Origin of the sequence: Leyella stercorea DSM 18206, from assembly GCF_000235885.1 — a bacterium.
Classification (GTDB): domain Bacteria; phylum Bacteroidota; class Bacteroidia; order Bacteroidales; family Bacteroidaceae; genus Prevotella; species Prevotella stercorea.
Window position 1 is genome coordinate 1 of sequence record NZ_JH379361.1, and the last position, 16,723, is coordinate 16,723.

Annotated in this window: 13 protein-coding genes; 9 read left to right on the forward strand and 4 right to left on the reverse strand. The window is 40.2% G+C overall.

The genetic code is table 11. The annotated features are described in order from the left end of the window. Window positions 1-427: 427 nt before the first annotated feature. The 4 genes from HMPREF0673_RS01175 to HMPREF0673_RS01195 all read right to left on the reverse strand — a co-directional run bounded on the left by HMPREF0673_RS01175 (window position 428) and on the right by HMPREF0673_RS01195 (window position 5,896). Window positions 428-2,527 (reverse strand): hypothetical protein, encoded by a 2,100-nt coding sequence (locus HMPREF0673_RS01175; RefSeq protein WP_157591602.1) that lies wholly within the window; start codon window positions 2,525-2,527, stop codon window positions 428-430. Between the two features lie 502 nt (window positions 2,528-3,029). Further along, on the reverse strand, window positions 3,030-4,007 hold the full coding sequence (locus tag HMPREF0673_RS01185) for a hypothetical protein (protein WP_007897035.1): 978 nt from the start codon (window positions 4,005-4,007) through the stop codon (window positions 3,030-3,032). Window position 4,008: 1 nt separating this feature from the next. Next, window positions 4,009-5,613: an RNA-binding domain-containing protein gene (locus HMPREF0673_RS01190; RefSeq protein ID WP_007897037.1), complete on the reverse strand. Its 1,605-nt coding sequence runs from the start codon at window positions 5,611-5,613 to the stop codon at window positions 4,009-4,011. A 31-nt stretch (window positions 5,614-5,644) separates the two neighbouring features. Then, window positions 5,645-5,896, reverse strand: a complete 252-nt coding sequence (locus tag HMPREF0673_RS01195) for a helix-turn-helix transcriptional regulator (protein WP_007897039.1) — start codon at window positions 5,894-5,896, stop codon at window positions 5,645-5,647. 364 nt (window positions 5,897-6,260) lie between these two features. Here HMPREF0673_RS01195 and HMPREF0673_RS01200 point away from each other — a divergent pair, with 364 nt between their 5' ends. From HMPREF0673_RS01200 to HMPREF0673_RS01240, 9 genes are all read left to right on the forward strand, one after another. Next, window positions 6,261-6,464 carry a helix-turn-helix transcriptional regulator gene (locus HMPREF0673_RS01200; protein WP_007897042.1) on the forward strand — a complete coding sequence of 68 codons (204 nt, stop codon included), beginning with the start codon at window positions 6,261-6,263 and terminating at the stop codon, window positions 6,462-6,464. Beyond that, entirely contained in the window at window positions 6,457-7,725 is a 1,269-nt protein-coding gene (locus HMPREF0673_RS01205) for a hypothetical protein (protein WP_007897044.1), read from the forward strand. The genes HMPREF0673_RS01200 and HMPREF0673_RS01205 overlap by 8 nt, the downstream gene beginning before the upstream one ends. Window positions 7,726-7,772: 47 nt before the next feature. Continuing rightward, window positions 7,773-10,799 carry a hypothetical protein gene (locus tag HMPREF0673_RS01210; protein WP_157591603.1) on the forward strand — a complete coding sequence of 1,009 codons (3,027 nt, stop codon included), beginning with the start codon at window positions 7,773-7,775 and terminating at the stop codon, window positions 10,797-10,799. Beyond that, window positions 10,799-11,884: a helix-turn-helix transcriptional regulator gene (locus tag HMPREF0673_RS01215; RefSeq protein ID WP_007897050.1), complete on the forward strand. Its 1,086-nt coding sequence runs from the start codon at window positions 10,799-10,801 to the stop codon at window positions 11,882-11,884. The genes HMPREF0673_RS01210 and HMPREF0673_RS01215 overlap by 1 nt, the downstream gene beginning before the upstream one ends. A gap of 150 nt (window positions 11,885-12,034) precedes the next feature. Continuing rightward, window positions 12,035-12,451, forward strand: a complete 417-nt coding sequence (locus HMPREF0673_RS01220; RefSeq protein WP_007897051.1) for a hypothetical protein — start codon at window positions 12,035-12,037, stop codon at window positions 12,449-12,451. A 191-nt stretch (window positions 12,452-12,642) separates the two neighbouring features. Continuing rightward, a complete protein-coding gene (locus HMPREF0673_RS01225; protein ID WP_007897052.1) occupies window positions 12,643-13,086 on the forward strand; it encodes a hypothetical protein in 444 nt (147 codons plus the stop codon). 57 nt (window positions 13,087-13,143) lie between these two features. Next, entirely contained in the window at window positions 13,144-13,650 is a 507-nt protein-coding gene (locus HMPREF0673_RS01230) for a hypothetical protein (protein ID WP_007897053.1), read from the forward strand. Between the two features lie 3 nt (window positions 13,651-13,653). Next, the gene (locus HMPREF0673_RS01235) at window positions 13,654-15,720 is read left to right on the forward strand and encodes an AAA family ATPase (protein ID WP_007897054.1); all 2,067 of its coding nucleotides are present in this window, start codon (window positions 13,654-13,656) and stop codon (window positions 15,718-15,720) included. A gap of 32 nt (window positions 15,721-15,752) precedes the next feature. Further along, window positions 15,753-16,622, forward strand: coding sequence for a retropepsin-like aspartic protease (locus HMPREF0673_RS01240; RefSeq protein WP_040596195.1), 870 nt, complete (start codon window positions 15,753-15,755; stop codon window positions 16,620-16,622). Window positions 16,623-16,723 lie beyond the last annotated feature (101 nt).

Genomic DNA, 16,723 nt, shown 5'->3' on the forward strand with positions numbered 1-16,723 from the left:
TAATAAACAAGTGAAATTTTTAACATCTCAATATATAGGCACTTGCAAAAGTGCCTATACTAGGGGCTATGCCCTAAATTGAGTACTAACAAAAAGGCGTACAACCGATATCCATAAGATTTCGGTTGTTCGCCTTATTATTAATTCTTATTCAGAATGTCTATCCTTAAAAGTCAAACTTACTTCACCTCCTCGAATTTAACTTATACTGAAAATCAGCGAGTTATAATTTTGATGGTACAAATAAGGAACGCCATAAGCATCCTAAATAACAGGAATCAATAATCATCAAAGCATCTGTGTGACACTCTTTCTATTTTTTCCTTGTTTTTTCTCTGTATTTCTTTCTTTTGTTTGTACAAAGGTACTTATTTCTCTTTACATAAACAAAAATAGATAGTACAAATGCGATTACCTATTCATTTTTCTAGTTAATAGGAGTTTCTTTTGTAGGAATAAAGGGGTTAACTTTATCCACATTATCATATTCTCCTTCATCTGTCAAACGATATTTTATTTTGATGCTGATTATAGGATATTTATCAGGCTTAAAGAATAACTTTGGACTCCATATTGCAGTAAACAAAGAATATTGATTAGCCTTATCGCCAAACTTAGTCTTTATTGGCTCTTCAAGTAATTCTGGATGCTCAGATATCTTTTCAAGAGACAGCCAAAGACCATATAAATCATTCATCTTCTCCAAACATAATTTTTTCTGTTCTTCTGCTGTTGGCTCATGGAAATCCAAGAATGGCCGGTCTTCAAATCTCATAACATAAACCATCTGAGAGAAAACTTCTGTGTTACAATCCAATGAAAGAATCTTAATTCCTTTATATGAGTACTTATGATCCGTTTCTTTCTTAATATCTTTTATTAAGCCTATGTAGTAGTCAAAATAAAGCCCCAAAGCAATAATATAATGTTCCTCGTTGAGATTTAGTTTATCAATAGCTTGGAACAAGTCTTCCGATGACAAACGATAGTCCGTAATATTATGTTCTACAAAGAAAGAACTCGCAAACATATGGTGAAAATTATGTAACATATAGGATGACATACAACCTGCAATACCAGCATGTCCCACATCTGGGTTATTCAAAAATGCAGTATTTGGGAAAGGCATTGTCACTGACGAATTCAAGTTGTAGCACTTATCCTGCGAGAATCTTCTTCCTAACAAATCGCCATATGGCTCCATTGCTCTTATAATATTACCAGTTAACTCATGTTCTTCAGAATCGATTTTCTCTTCGCTTAATGGAAGGGTAGTCCTTAACAGTTCCATTTTGTCAAGAATTTCCTTTTGCATACAAGAAGCCAATTGGTCTGGTCGCAAAAGATTTACCTTGTCATAAATCAGCGCTTTTTCTTCGATTTCCTTATCAAAGGAGGTAAAACGTACAACATTGAGTAGATTTTTATTATCTTTAATCCGTTCTAACCATCGCTTGAACACATCTAAATTTTCCTTCAAAGTGTTAAGCTCTGACAGGTTGTCTGGTAATGCACCTGTATTTAGTACAGACTCATATCCATAGTTCCAACGTATAACATAAATACGATAAGCTAATAGTGCGAGATAGCAATTTGCAGCACCAACAATTTTACCTTCTGTAATGCCGTGCATATTAGGCATCTGGTATCTTGATTCATAATAGAACGGATCAACAAAACTATTATGGTTTATTTTATTGAAGGTATCTATTATATCACTTAAATTTGAAGGCACTAAAGGATAAGATGGAGGTTCTGATTGTGTAAATGAAAGCATAAGTTCCAACAATCTATGTTTCTTCTCTTGGATGAGCATTGAACACAACATGATGTGAAACTCCATGAAATTCTCTCGCTGTTTCTGACTATCTTCAATTTGCTCCTGAGTATATGGCTTACCGTCCTCATCATAGATATATTGGTGTATTGGTTTCATAAAAAGACCTATCTTCTGTGATGCCATTTTCCAATACTCCATAATCCACTCATCCTTGTTATAAAACATTTGGGTTCTAAGGTTCCTCCACAGATATCTATAGGTGGTTTCAGATACTACAGAATCCATCAAAATAAGGGAGGTCAATATGGAATTCCCATTGTTGACTGATATCGGTTTTGATTTGCCCTTACTCAGATATTCATTTATACGTGAAACGCCTTCATAATAATACTGGTCAAATACCAAAGCTTTGCCCTTGTTTTCCATGTGTTTCCTTACCACATAATTAGATAATACTCTATATACACTTTGCACAAGCTCATTATCTACAGATTTCAAAAGTTTCCCCGATAAGTCAACCCATTGGGTAAAGTATTTTTCCTCTTTTTCTTTGTCCTTCTTGCTTACTGCACTATTGTAATTGTCTAAAATCTCCCTTTGCAAGTCAGTGATATTATAATAGGTAATAATCTTTGAAAAGAGAAACAAAGCACATGAAACCAGAATAATAGCGCCAACGCATTGTGTCCCAATTATAATTCTTGCATGACCACTACCATCCATAAGAAAAGGGAATAATACTGCCATGACAAGATTGATTACCAAAGATGTTTTGAAACATTTGAATGAGATTTCGCTCATAAATCGTTCCGACAACTTTGTGGAACCAAACTTATCATCTATTTTCTCAATGCATCCTATCACTAATGGATATGACAAACCAAATAGTGTAGAAAGGATAGATAAAATCCCGCTATATGTATAGTTAACGAAATCGAACATAATTATTCTTTGCTATTTTGAAATATTTTCTTCTGAAATTTTAGAATTTTATCCGAATTGTCTCTTATTTTCTGTATTTCTTCCTGTATAATAGAGTCACTTGATTTATTGTATAAGCATATCGAGTCCAATACCGAAGTTTTTTGCAACAATAAACCTTGCATTTCTACCTGTCTAAGTAATAAACTATCCTTTAACAATTCTGTGGATTTTCTGTTTAGTACCTTTTTGTGGAAAGAAATGTTATTGAGTATTGAAAACCCAATAATGATGACACAAAGTATTGCAATAAAGGTTATGACTTTTTTCATATCTTTGAATTTATGTCTTTACGCAAACGTTCCAGTTCCACCGCAATTCCATCCTTAGAAACAAGTGAATCTTTCGGAAGTACATTATAGTTCTTGGAAATATTTTCTTTCTTGCCGGTGAACCATTCTCCGAAGACGGTCATCAGGTAGGATTCAATATCAAGGTTTTCCTTTCGGTTGTACTTCACGATGTTGATGGCATATTGCTTCAACTCAGCATTGCGAAGATTTTTGTTGAGAGCTATCGTTGAATCTTTATCTGCCAACACATGACCTGATTCAAGAAAGAGTTTTGTAACCTGCCATACTTTTTCTACATCTTCTACAGGAGTTTTCGCAAGGGAGAATATAAGCATTGTATATTTCTCTGTTTTCTTCATTCTTTCCTCACGTTCCTGTTGTTCTCGTAGTTGAATTGCCTTGTTGAGTTTGTCAATCCTGTCTTGTCTTTCGATGATTGCATCAACGGTAAGTGATTTACGTTTTAATTCTGCTTCTCTGTTTTCGTATTCCAGAGCCAACTTCTGTTTCTCATAAGACACCTGTTGGCAAACCTGCTGGTCAACAAGATTTGAAACAATATTTGGTAGATTCGCTTTTAGAAAATCCACAATAGCATCCGTATCGGTGTTTGGGATAGCAGCAATGTCATTGATAATCTTGTCCAGTTTGCTAGAGACCTTCTTCTCTTGTTCAACTTGCTGTGATTGCTGCTTTTCAATGATAGTTTGCAGATGCTTAGTCTTTTCCTCTATTTTAGTTTCCAAATACATCTGTACTCCAAGAATAGCTACCTTAAATACCACGACAAGCATTGCAACTCCATATAACAATGAAGTATATGGCCGGAAATCGTCCCAGATATTATCTGCACTATTGGCAACACTGATTGCAATTAAAGCAAGAATCATGATTACAGCTATTGCAACCAGTGTCCAAACGACCTTCTCTATTATCTTGAAAATTTTTATCATATCATTTTTTTATGATTACCCAATTACCATCTTTGCGACCACCTTCACGTGTTAGAATGCCTTTGGCTTGAAGGTCTGCGATGTCCGTCCTTATAGTCCTATCTGTTACAGAAATCTTTCCAAAAGTCTTTTCCGAAATCTTTTGGGAAATAGCTTTTCCTGAAAGAGTGTTATCAACGGATATCGCCCACAAGATATATTTCTGTCTGTCAGTGAGTTCTATGTCATTTTCTTTTAGGAAACCTTTTAGGAAGTCTTTTAGGAAATCTTTCTTTTCATCTTTCCCGAAATCATCCTTGATTTCCCCATCTAATACCTTCCCTTTTGATGCAAGATAAGCCTTCTCGTCAACGAAAGCCTGATGAATCGGCATGGTTGCAAGAAAGTGCATATTGCGGTCATCGGTTTCAAATAGAGGCATAGGCGAGTCGTTACGCCTGACTGCTTGGTAAATTTTCGGAAATCCTGTGGAACGTCCCTCTGTTAGATGCAGCTCTTTCAAGAAATCACCTATACGACGATTGCGATAGTTGCGTGAAATTACACGAGGCTTCTGCAAGTCTGCATTGGTTATTGGAGGCATTGGGCCTTCAAAGTTCAATATCTCTATGCTATTATGATTGATGCGCACCTCTACAGGATTGCGGTCATCCCATGACTTGTGGAAAACGGCATTTGCCAAAATCTCTTCCAATGCTCCATAAGGATAGTTGTAGCAGCGTACAGCCTCTGCTTCTCCACGTACTTTGATAACCTTCTCCATAAGCACCTGCTCTCGGATGTATTTCAAGGCAGCTTCAAGTTGAAGGTGTATTGGACCATGCAGAATCTTCTCCGTGAATCTATCACCCACCTCATCAAAGAAGTGAACTATCTCAATGCGAGAATAAGGGAAATACTTCTCGGGATTCTGAGAGAATAGAAGCAATCCTACGTTTTTGGGGTGCAAATCTTCTGGTGAACCTCCAATAATCTGCATCTGCCATCCCAGTTCTGACATTGGCATGTGCATTATCTCGTCATGAGTCAGTTTACTGCCAACACGCTTAAGGAAATCTTCAATAAGCATACGGTCAAGTACTTCGATACTTGCAGTCTGGTTGATGCGGTCATCAAAAGGAACCTTGTTGCAAAGACTCATCAAAATACGTTCTTCCTCTTGGTCAGCAATTTTTGTCACTGAACCCTTTCGCACGAAGTACACCTTGCCAGCCTTCAAAGCTTCCTTGCCCAGATGCTTTGGTGCTTTATAAGGGCGTACTTCTCCTCCAGGCACTTGAATGACAAGTATCATCTTGCCCATGAATTCTACAGGTTCTGCTATCACATTCACGGTTGGTTGAACAAGACTACAGATGTTTACCAACTCCTTCTGTATCTTATCAAGCGAATGAAGGTCAACGCCAATAGGAGGCAGCACTGGTACTCCATCCTGTTCATCAACACCAACAACGATGTAGCCACCACCCCAATTATGAATATCATTTGCGAAAGCACATGCAGAATGTACAACATCTTCTGGATTCCATCCACGTTTAAAATCCAAACGTTCCCATTCTACAGTCTTGCCTTTCAGTAGTTCTTCTATATTTATTGGTAATGCCATACCTATATATTATGTATAATGTGTAACGATGTTATTTTGTAGGACAAAGCAAATCCCTGATATCCACGTCAAGGATGACTGCCACTTGACGGAGAGTATCAAGATTCGGTTGTACAATGTTAGTACACCACTTGCTGACGGTTGCAGGGTCGCGTCCAATCTTCTCAGCCAACCACTTTGCAGTACGTTTCTGCTCTACCAGAACAACCTTCAAGCGGTTAATGTCGCCCTTTGAAATGTTACTGGCATTACTCGTGTTATCGATATTACTGATGTTATTCATATATCTATTTCTTTGTGTTTGGTGCAAAGTTGTAAATAATTTTTGTAATATGGAAATGTTCTGTGTTAATATTTCAATATCTTGTGTGTGTTTTTTTTTGGGGGGGGATAAAATTGCAAGGAAATCATGTTGCAAAGATGAAAAACATTCACGATTATCTTGTTATTGGCTAAAATGGTCGTTTCACACAAAAGGATGTAACATATTGCACAATGTTGTGCTCATTACCAACAAAATCTGTCACCAAAGGAGCTGTTTTCCTTAACAAAATATAAAAACCCACTTGTTTCATAAAATATTCACAAATAACCCCATTTAATCCGAGATAATATAGTAGCTTTGCATCAAACATTAAGAAATTTGCATGGAAAACCTAAACAGAATTAAAGGAGCATTGGCAGATGCAGGTAAAACTGGCGTCTGGCTTGCCGGTCAGTTAGGGAAGGATCCCGTAACGGTTTCCAAGTGGTGCACCAACACCACACAACCCGATTTGCAGACGCTGGCAAAGATTTCGGACCTGCTCCAAGTAAGTATGCGAGAATTAATCGTTAATAAAAATGGATAAAACAGATCATATGGAAGATATAAAAATAAGATTTCAACACGATTATAACGAAGCTATTGACAATTACAATAGTGGAGATTGTGTGTTGTTTTTTAGAAACATTCGTCCTGCAATAGAAACATTCTGTAAATTGGTCATCTTTGATTTGGTTGATACTGTTTTGGCGGAGGAACTACTGTCTGGACAGAAAACATTGCATTGTGACTATAAAAATTGTACAGCTTCTTTTATTACACCTACAAATCGAGCGGTAGAAAATTCAATGCTCGCTTCACTTGCTCAGCAGGTAATATATTACACAAAAGGTGCAACTTTGGCTTTGTACTCGACACAAAGGACTGTTAACAGAATAAAGAGTGCTATTGATAGCGACTTTGTCAAGTTAGCATCGGATTTCAAGAATAGCAGCGAAGCTGGTATGCATGATGGGGTTTCAACAGTTGAAAATGAAATTGAGGCCAGGAATCTTTCTACTTTTATGCCTAAAGTTTTTAGCGATTTGCGAACAATTTTATCGAATGAAACTATTGCTTTTCTCTCAACTTTAAACAAACCTCTTAGCAACGTAACATTTCAAAGTTCGTGCGTGGAGAGCTCTCTAAAAACAAGTAATGATTTTCTTGTTTTTGATGAACTGACAAATAGAATGGAACAGGCAGCGGGACTTGATTATGTTATCATTTTGCCAGAATTTTTGAATGACCATAATGAACATCCACTAAGCAAAGAACGATTGGCTGATTTCTTCCAACTGCATTGGAGTTTCGTTGTAGACTTGGACGCTAAGACAGAATTTGGTTTATACGAGAATGCTCCCTCTCATGTAAAATCTTCAACAAGAATAATTACAGATAATTTAAGTGAGGTCTCTGGCACTTCTAATCTAACTAACTGGATTTTCGGAAAAGGAAGATTGGATCTTGGCGCCTATGATGACAGAAAAGCACTTAGGGAAACTCCTAAATTATTTGCAAATACATTTTCGAAGTTAGTTAAGACTGGCAAAACCAATGATTACATCATTATTGATTTTTGCGACAATTTTCCCAAGTTGGCTCAAAGAATATTCGAAAAACTGGAAATTGTTTTTGGCTCTTGGGAATCTGTTGCCAATCGATGCAAAATAATATCATTTACCAAAATGACAATTATAAAGATGAACTTACGTCATGGTCAGAAGACTATGATGTGCCTGTATGTTTCGTTTCGGCATCTTTCTCAGAGTTTTTACAACATATCAAAGAAATACGTGACAATGTAACAATGGTCTCTAGTAAGAGGTTGCTGATTCACAATAATAAGTTGGATTTGTCAGAATCTATTGAAAGATACAAAGCTTCTGGCATAGAATTTTATGGACCAACGAAAAATACCGCAGAAGAAAGACCATGGGACTTTTATTCTGGAGCAGAAATCACGTGGGAAGAATTAGATAAGCAACATGATGTCATTCGAGATATTTATCGTAATGTTAAACTCAGAGTCTCTGAAATTATCAGAACCACAAGACGTACTCAAATATACACTTTGCGACATAGACCAGGCAGTGGTGCAACCACATTAGCAAGAAGGCTTGCCTTTGATATTCGAAAAGAAGATGAGATTGGTGCAATCTCTTGTACCGTCATTGATATAAAAAACTGTAGTAATATAAAACTTACAGAACAGTATCTTTGTCAGCTCTCAGAACAAACAGAAAATACGGTCATTCTTGCCATTGTTGAATCAAAGCATGTTGCCAAAGACAAATTCGAGAATCTTGTCAAACGAATGTCTGATGCGGCAAAGAAGGTTCTTTTCTTTTACATAGAACCTTACACAAGACGATACCATACCCAGAAAGAGAATGTCATACTTCTTGATTCGTATTTAAAAACGGAGGAACTGCAAAGATTCGTGGAAAAGTACACAACACAAGGTCTTGAACATTCTATCCTTGAAGGAGCTCTGAAAAATCAAAAAATTCTAGAAGTAGTAGATTTCCCATTAATGCTCAAGGACAAAGAAACGAGTACGAATCTTTCTACATACGTGAGCGAGTGGATGGACGAACTTCCAGAAAATCTCCGCAAGTTTTGCGCATATGTAGGATTCGTTTTTAAATATTCGGATTTGGGGGTAAATCAAACAATTCTAAAATCCCTCTGGAAAGATGAATTCCACCAATCACTTCGTTCCTACACTTTTGAGCAACAACATGCCATTTCTAAGTTGTTAATTGAGGAGATGAATGACGATGGAACAGGCAAAGGTATATGGCGTCCTAGATATAACAGATTCTCCGAGTTTATCTTGGAAGCATACAAGACCAATTGGGAACTTGGTCTTTCTGAGATCGCAAAAGATTTTATATCCCTCTGCCAAAATGCCGGTGAACTTGGTTCTGATGATAGAGATATGCTTTATAGCGTCTTTATAATCAGAAAGAATGCTGATTACCGAGCTATTGAAGATAGTAGAGATAATATCAAGAATAAATTTTCTTTGTTGATTAAGGATCTTGATGACATAGAAAGAGCCGAGTCTTTATTCAAAACACTTGTGGATGCATTTCCCGAGGATGCAATTTTCAGAGGACACTTTGCTAGGTTTCTTTACGAAAAAGCATCTATGCTAAAGGGGATAGAAATTGATGACCGCTTATTCTCTGACGCTCAAGATAATCTCAACATGGCATTTGACTTAAATTCTAATGATGCAGATCTATTCCACATGCAGGGAATGTTGTTGAGAAGAAAAATTAGCGCCTTGTCTAAGTCATTTACAAGAGATATGCTGACTAACCCTGAGGATGTAAACCTTCAAGATGCTGAAGATTGTTTACATGAATGGACTCAAGATGCTTATGAAGCATTTGAACAAAGTATTCAAATCAGTCCTGCTAGTCCTTATGGTTATGCAGCAGAGAGTCAATTGTTTAAGGAAAGTATAACTCTTGGACAAAAGATTATAGGTTGTAACGACTACTCCTTCTGTGAAACAAACTCAATATATTCTGATTATGCGGAGAAACTAGGTAATGTGTTGGATCTATTTGAACAAATCTGTTACGCATTTAAGAATGAAGGTTTGAGCCAAATCATGAACTCATATCCTATTTATGAATCTGTTCGAGCTTTCCATCAGAATATTGTAGGTTTAAACGCAGAATCGATTCAACGCTATCGCACTATGTATAATAGCGCAACAAAGGAGAACAAGTCTCTTTATGGCAATTTGCTTGTAAAGTCTATCGTTTACAGCAAGAAGTCCTCAAAGGATACACGACGAGCCTATTCTAATCTGACAAAATCAGAAAGGATGGAGATAGAAGAAGTGCTGGAGCACCAAAAGAATCAAGGGGACGTTAAAAGTTATGAAACTTTGTTCCTCTTAAAACTCTATGGTCCTGACGAATTCTCAATAGATGAAGCAATAGACTTATTAAAAGAATGGGAACATCAATTTTCTAGCGGCAACCAAATTGGTTGGGGGTATTTGAATGCATGTTTCTATTTGGCTGTGTGTTATAGCGCAAAATCCATATTGGCAGGAGTTCCAAATAAGGAATTGTCACAATTGGCAATGACATATTTCCACAAGTCGGAGGATTTCGCCAAGAGATTTGATAAAGGAACGGTTCAGCCGCTATGTTATCTAGGTGAGAAAGAAGACATCCACTGTATAGTTGACAAGAATCGAAAAGATACAGATGCTTGCACCGTTACGGGTGTAATTCAACACGTTAATAACAACAAAGGAATCCTGAAAATGCTATGCGGAATAGATGTTTCATTTAAAGCCAATAGATTTGATAAGTTCCATACAGAAGGTCAAACTCTAAGAGGAGTATTAGGCTTTTCATATAGTGGTCCTGGATTATATGATTTCCGTCCAGATATAGACGATGAACTAACAGGATTGTACATGGATGTACAGGACGAAAAAGAAATTTCTTTTGATGAGCTCGCAGAGTCTTATGTTCCTACCGAGGATTTGGTTGAAGAAAAACATCCAGAAGCAGAACCAACAGAAGCACCCCAAAGTGGCATTAAGCAAGTCGGTTATATTGATCCTGCTAAATTCCCTACATCTCGCAAGTCCAACCCTACCAATAAAGAGACAAAAAAGAACAAACTTGTTGACGGAGTTGACTATGAAGGTATCATTATAATTGATGGCGGATACAAGAAAATAAAGTGCGATATCTATCCATATCCATTGAAAATAGAGGACAGAAATACAGATTACTATGAAGATGAGATTGTATTTTTCACCGCAAAGTCAAGACCTAATGATAGAGATGCCAACAAAACATTTTGGTATGCAACCAATGTTAGACTAAAGGAAGATTAATGCAACGCAAGAATCTCTTTGACGGCGAGAGCTATAAGGCACAATTTGCTATAATAACCTATCGGTGGCTGATGAGTCGCCAATGGGTTACTTATGCAGATATAATGGCAGACTGGTTAGGTCGATCTATTGAAGAACTACCCGCAAACCTGTCCAATTGTGAAGGCTATGGCGAGCTGAAGAAGACTGTTGGCATAGTAAAAAAGTCTATCTGCGAGATTGTTGGCAACGATTGCTTTGAAGAGGAAGGCAACAACCGAAACAAACGGTTCCGTTATGTAGGCAAGGACAATGATCCTCTTGCTGATATGCGAAATGCAAAGGCAATCAACAACCTCCGTCAGTATTGGAAGTTCTGTCAGGATTCTGCAGGGTTCTTCCCAAAGTCATGGTTGGAGTACTTTTTCAAGGATTGTCAGGACTTGTTGGATATGAAAGCTAAGCGCCATAAGGGAGAACAAGTAATTAGCGCAAGCCTTGATCGTATCTTGACTAACATAGAGTATCTGCCATCTCTGTATGAAGCCATCACCAACAAAATGGTTTTGGAGATTGACTACAAGCCTTTCGATGAGGAAGAGGTAACGCTGATGTTCCATCCCCACTACCTAAAAGAATATAATGGAAGATGGCACCTGTTCGGTCGTGCAGAAGAAAAGGAACCTGAATATGGCTATAACATAGCTCTTGACAGAATACAGTCAAAACCTCGTGAAAGGTCAATGGTTGAGTATGTTCCAGCACCGAAGCATTTCTATGATGAGTTCTTTAAGGATATAGTTGGCGTAAGTCACATGAAGGATGCTCAGAAGGAGCATATAGTAATTCGTGCGCGTTCATTATATATTTATAAACTGATGGATACGAAACCCCTCCATAAGAGTTACACCGTTGTTAGACCATTCGCACAATATGAAGATGGCAAGTATGCAGAGTTCTCTTTTAACGTTGAGCCGAACAATGAGTTTTATGGTCGCATACTACAGATGGGAGCAGGATTGGAGGTTGTTTCGCCAGAATCTGTACGAAATGAAATCGCCCAACGAATTCATAATTTAGCAGACTTATACCCTAAGAAAGGATAGTGGAATGGTTCCAAATTATAAGGAACCATTATACTCTTGATCTCTTGATTTTATTAGCGAAAAGCGTATTACCTTTGCAGCGTCAAACTTCGACACCACCTCGGAGTTGACGCTGCAAATCGTTTGGTGGGGCAACAAAATCTACATACTATGAAACAGACAACAAACAACAGCAAGAACACAATAAACAAGAAAGCTAACCAGAAGCAGGTCAAGAAAAGCAAGAAGGCAGAAGCCAATGCTCGCCGTAAGGTAAACAAGAGTTGGGAGAAAATGGAGCACACCCCACGATACCGCTCTGCATCAGCGAAGGAAGTTTGCGACACCATCACCAAAAAGATTGAGGTAGAGGTGCTGGATGGGATTCTCCTAAACCTCAACATCAAGAGCCAGGCGAAGCCTGCAAGCGTTCAGAACCGCATACTGAGGCGTATCGTTGAGAAGCGTCAGGCACAGGCAAACCACAAGAAGTACGGCCGTACAGAAGACCTTACATCAGTACACGTCAGCATAACAAGCACCAGCCACTGCATGGAGGCCATCCGCAAGAAAAGGTTTGTTGCATAGCCTGTCAAGAAATACATATTGGTTCCAAATTAAGAGGAACCAATACACCTGAGGAAAAGCTCAGGTAGGACGAGAAAAGTCTGTAACTTTGCATCGCAATTCCGAGAGAGTTGGTTTTGTATATACATTATTTTTTATCACAAAGTGGTGGCGACCTATTCCGCTAAACAGAAAAACAAAATCAAACGACTATGAGCACAGCACTCGCACTCGTTGCCGCAAAGGCACTCCCAGCCCTCTCGGGCAGTTCTCTCACCTACAATCCAGAGAAGAACGTGTATCTCACCCTTGGTTACACCAGCGCAGCTGGCAATACCTACTACAAGGCAATACGCCTCTCTGACCGTCTGGCCGTGTACTACCACATAGGTGAAGGCTACGCTCACACCTTCCTGAACGGCATCACGCTCTTCGCATGGAACGGACAGAAGGCGAATATCATCGCACAGAAGTTCTGGGGCGGCTGCAACTGGAGATGCTTCAACGAACGCACAGCCAAAGAGGAGAGCATCATCATGCTGAAGGATTTCCTAGCTGGACAGGCAAAGGCAATGGGAAGCGTCATAGCTGACAGCCAGCTGCTCGCATTCTCCAAAAACATGATCGAAGAAACCCAACAGAAGTTGCTCCGATAAATCTGGGGAGCAGAGAGAAACAACCAAAGTCACAAACCAAGAAAAACAGACGAGAAGATGGCTTCACTTACTAAAGCAATCAACAAAGACTTGTTCGACAAGATCCTGCCAACGTTTGGCAACCCAAGAGTTCACGTTCCCATATGGGACGAAGGTCAGAAGATGTTCCTCTGTGAGGAATACGACAGTGGCAACGGACACCGCTACTACAAAGGCGTACGATTCTGCGACCGTATCGTCATTGTGGAAAAGGTGGGGCTCTACCACACCTGGACCTACATCGACGGCATCGAAGTATATGCCTTCAACGGGAAAAGGCTGGAGCTCGTACAGAAGCGCGACTACGACAAGACATTCCGCAACGAAGAGTTCATCCGTCATGAGTCGGAGACTATGGTGCGCAACTACTTCGAAGGCGTTCTGAAGGCACAGCGGTCATCTATGCCACAGGAACAACTTGAAGCACAAGCCAAAGGTATCGTTGAAGGTTGCTACAAGAGTTTCCTTGATAGCGACTTCAACACACGTCTCACCCAAATCCTCCCACAAATCGAACAGAAGTAGGACATGCAGAACACACAGATAGACACACAGAACCACGAGCAGCAGCTTGCATACGAGCTTGTTGCCAACACAAACTCCAGCTTCTTCCTTACTGGTCGTGCTGGTACAGGTAAGACAACCTTCCTTCACAACGTGCAGAAGTTGGTTGGAAAGCAGTTCATCACCCTTGCGCCAACAGGTGTGGCAGCAATCCTTGCCGGTGGTGACACGATCCACTCTTTCTTCGGTCTTCCGATGGAGGTTTGCACTCCTGGCACCTGCGGAAAGATGAACGAGGCAAGAATCCTCACCCTCCTCCATGCAGATACCATCATCATCGATGAGGTGTCAATGGTAAGATGCGATGTGATGGATGCCATCGACTACACCATGCGCAAGGCACTTAGGAACAACATGCCATTCGGAGGTAAGCAGATGATTTTCGTGGGCGACATGTTCCAACTGCCACCTGTAGTGAAGCAAGGACTTGAGAAAGACCTTCTGAAGGATCTGTACCATACGGATGACTTTTTCTTCTACAAGTCGGATGCCGTCAAGCGCATGCGGCTTGTGAAGATAGAGTTCCAGAAAGTGTATCGTCAGGATGATGAGCACTTTCTTCACATCCTAGAGAATGTGCGCATGAACAAAGTGACTCCAGAGGACATAATGCACCTTAATAGTCACGTACGTATACCAAGCGAAGAAGATGGTGCGGTCATCACCTTGGCATCCATCAACAAGACGGCAGACAAGATCAACCTTCAACGACTAGAGGAGATCGAAACAGAGGAGTTCGTGTACGAAGGAACAGTTGATGGCACCTTTGAGGAGAAGCGTCTCCCTGTGGAGCTGAAACTTCGCCTGAAGGTTGGCGCACAGGTAATGTTCACACGCAATGACCAGCAGAAGCGTTGGGCAAATGGTACACTCGGAAAGGTGACCAAGCTCACCAAAGACGAGATAAGCATCACGCTCAACAATGGTGAGACATACGTTGTGCCTTGTTGCTCATGGGAATCGTACAGCTACGACTACAACAAGGAGGAACGCAAGATGAAGAAGGAGCTGACCGGCACCTTCACGCAGTTCCCTTTGAAGTTGGCATGGGCGATAACGGTACACAAGAGCCAGGGTATGACCTTCGACAGGCTTTCGCTCGACCTAAGTCGAGGCATGTTCGCTGCCGGACAGCTCTATGTGGCACTTAGCCGCGTACGAAGCCTTGATGGCCTCTATCTCTCGAAGAATGTCATCCCTCAGTATGCTCACACAAGTCGTGAAGTGCTCACTTACGCAAGCGAGTACAACAACGAACAGCAGATTGGCAACGAGATAGAGAGTGGCAAGGCTGTCTATGGCGCTCTTCAGCAGAACAACTATGACAAGGCTGCCAAACAGTACCTGATGCTAGTGGCAAAGAAGGCTGAGGATGGCGACTTCAAGGAGGCGATGCAACAGTCTAAGCGTTTTCTGGATATACTGGTGTGTGATGAGCACTTGTATGGTTCGGTAGAGAACATACCCGAAAGCCTTCTTCGCACAAGCCATTGGGCTCCGAAGTTCATTGCAGCCTTATTGAGTCTTTATGCTCAGAAGTACGAGGAGGCATTGACTCTCATCAGCGAGGTGCTGGAAAGACATCAGTGTGGAGAGGCTCTGTACGTTAAGTCTCGTGCTTTGGCAAAACTTGAACGCTACACGGAAGCAGATAAAACCAATTGCCAGTTGGCGAACGTGTTCGAGATGGCAACGCCTGATGCAAAGGTACTCTTCATGATTGCCATGCTCAACGAGATGTATATTGGCGATCCAGGGCTTGACCTCATGCGGAAACTTGTGGAGGCACGTCCAAAGTACGACCTTGGTATCCTTGCCTTGCGCACGTTGATGAAGAAGCATGGCTTGCAGCTTGACAAGTTGTCGGACAACAACTGTGAGTTGGTGGATATCTTCAACTCTGCTGCCACAAAAGAAGAGTTCCTTGCTCAACTGAAGGTGTGTCGCGAGAAAGCGCCCAAGGCAATTGCTTACCTGATTCGTAGAATCAAAAAGCAGGAGTTCAACGAAGAGCAATCCATCGAGGAATGATGGGAGGCTCTTCTCAAATGCAAAAAAGAAACATGGAGAAATTTACATCAAAACTGAGAAACATACAAGAAACAAAGTTCCCTATAGTAAAAGCTGCATTCAAAGGAAAGGACGCCCAGATTTACATAGGTGTTATGATGATAGATACAGGATCAGTAAACTGCATCCTGAATAAGTCTATCCTCCCGTACATTGCAGATGATGCAGCCATTGAAGGCAAAACAATGAAAATACACTCCGTACAGGGTAAAGGTGTGGAGTGTCAAGGTTATTCGTTGTCATTTCGTATAGGCAACGAAGTGTTCTCCGATACCTTCTATGTCAATGAGAACATGGACTTTGGCCAGATGTTTGATGGCCTTTTCATAGGTATCATTGGTCATGGGTTCCTTAGGAAGAATAATATGGTTCTTGACTATGAGACAGAAACATTGCATGCTTCTGCAGGTAGTATTGAGGGCAATCCCGAGGATTATGCATTTTTCTTTCCGATGTCATACGGATTGAAGCAATATAATATTCCGGTTGTTGGACTTGTCTATGGTGATAAGGAATACGTGATGGTGGCTGATTCGGGAGCAAATGCAAGCGTTATAACAAAACATATGATGGATGATGCTGGAATCTGCGTGAGGTATTTTGACAATGATGGTACTGTAATATGTTTCACGACAGATACTTTGGACACCGTATTGTGTGATGTCTTGTTGAGCATCATCAGCGTAGGTGGAACTCCTGAATGTCCAAAGTTGTACACCCAAAACGATAAAGCACAAGTTATCAACAACTACCAACACATAATGGAGGGGTTGAAGGATCCTGAAGGTAATGATCTTATGCCAGTGTCGGGTATGTTGTCTTCCGATTTTATGCTACGGAACAAATGGGTGCTGGATTTTTGAACTGGTGTGATGTATAGTCATAGTCAAGTCCAATAAAAGATGTCCGACAAAATATTGGCTCGCCAATAACTGTCGGTCATCTTTTCTATAGATGGCAACTA

Coding starts and splice junctions, on each gene's coding strand:
- HMPREF0673_RS01205 (WP_007897044.1), top strand. CDS start 6,457: ATGGATAAAACAGATCATATGGAAGATATAAAAATAAGATTTCAACAC.
- HMPREF0673_RS01200 (WP_007897042.1), top strand. CDS start 6,261: ATGGAAAACCTAAACAGAATTAAAGGAGCATTGGCAGATGCAGGTAAA.
- HMPREF0673_RS01230 (WP_007897053.1), top strand. CDS start 13,144: ATGGCTTCACTTACTAAAGCAATCAACAAAGACTTGTTCGACAAGATC.
- HMPREF0673_RS01240 (WP_040596195.1), top strand. CDS start 15,753: ATGGAGAAATTTACATCAAAACTGAGAAACATACAAGAAACAAAGTTC.
- HMPREF0673_RS01175 (WP_157591602.1), bottom strand. CDS start 2,527: ATGGCAGTATTATTCCCTTTTCTTATGGATGGTAGTGGTCATGCAAGA.
- HMPREF0673_RS01235 (WP_007897054.1), top strand. CDS start 13,654: ATGCAGAACACACAGATAGACACACAGAACCACGAGCAGCAGCTTGCA.
- HMPREF0673_RS01220 (WP_007897051.1), top strand. CDS start 12,035: ATGAAACAGACAACAAACAACAGCAAGAACACAATAAACAAGAAAGCT.
- HMPREF0673_RS01195 (WP_007897039.1), bottom strand. CDS start 5,896: ATGAATAACATCAGTAATATCGATAACACGAGTAATGCCAGTAACATT.
- HMPREF0673_RS01190 (WP_007897037.1), bottom strand. CDS start 5,613: ATGGCATTACCAATAAATATAGAAGAACTACTGAAAGGCAAGACTGTA.
- HMPREF0673_RS01215 (WP_007897050.1), top strand. CDS start 10,799: ATGCAACGCAAGAATCTCTTTGACGGCGAGAGCTATAAGGCACAATTT.
- HMPREF0673_RS01185 (WP_007897035.1), bottom strand. CDS start 4,007: ATGATAAAAATTTTCAAGATAATAGAGAAGGTCGTTTGGACACTGGTT.
- HMPREF0673_RS01225 (WP_007897052.1), top strand. CDS start 12,643: ATGAGCACAGCACTCGCACTCGTTGCCGCAAAGGCACTCCCAGCCCTC.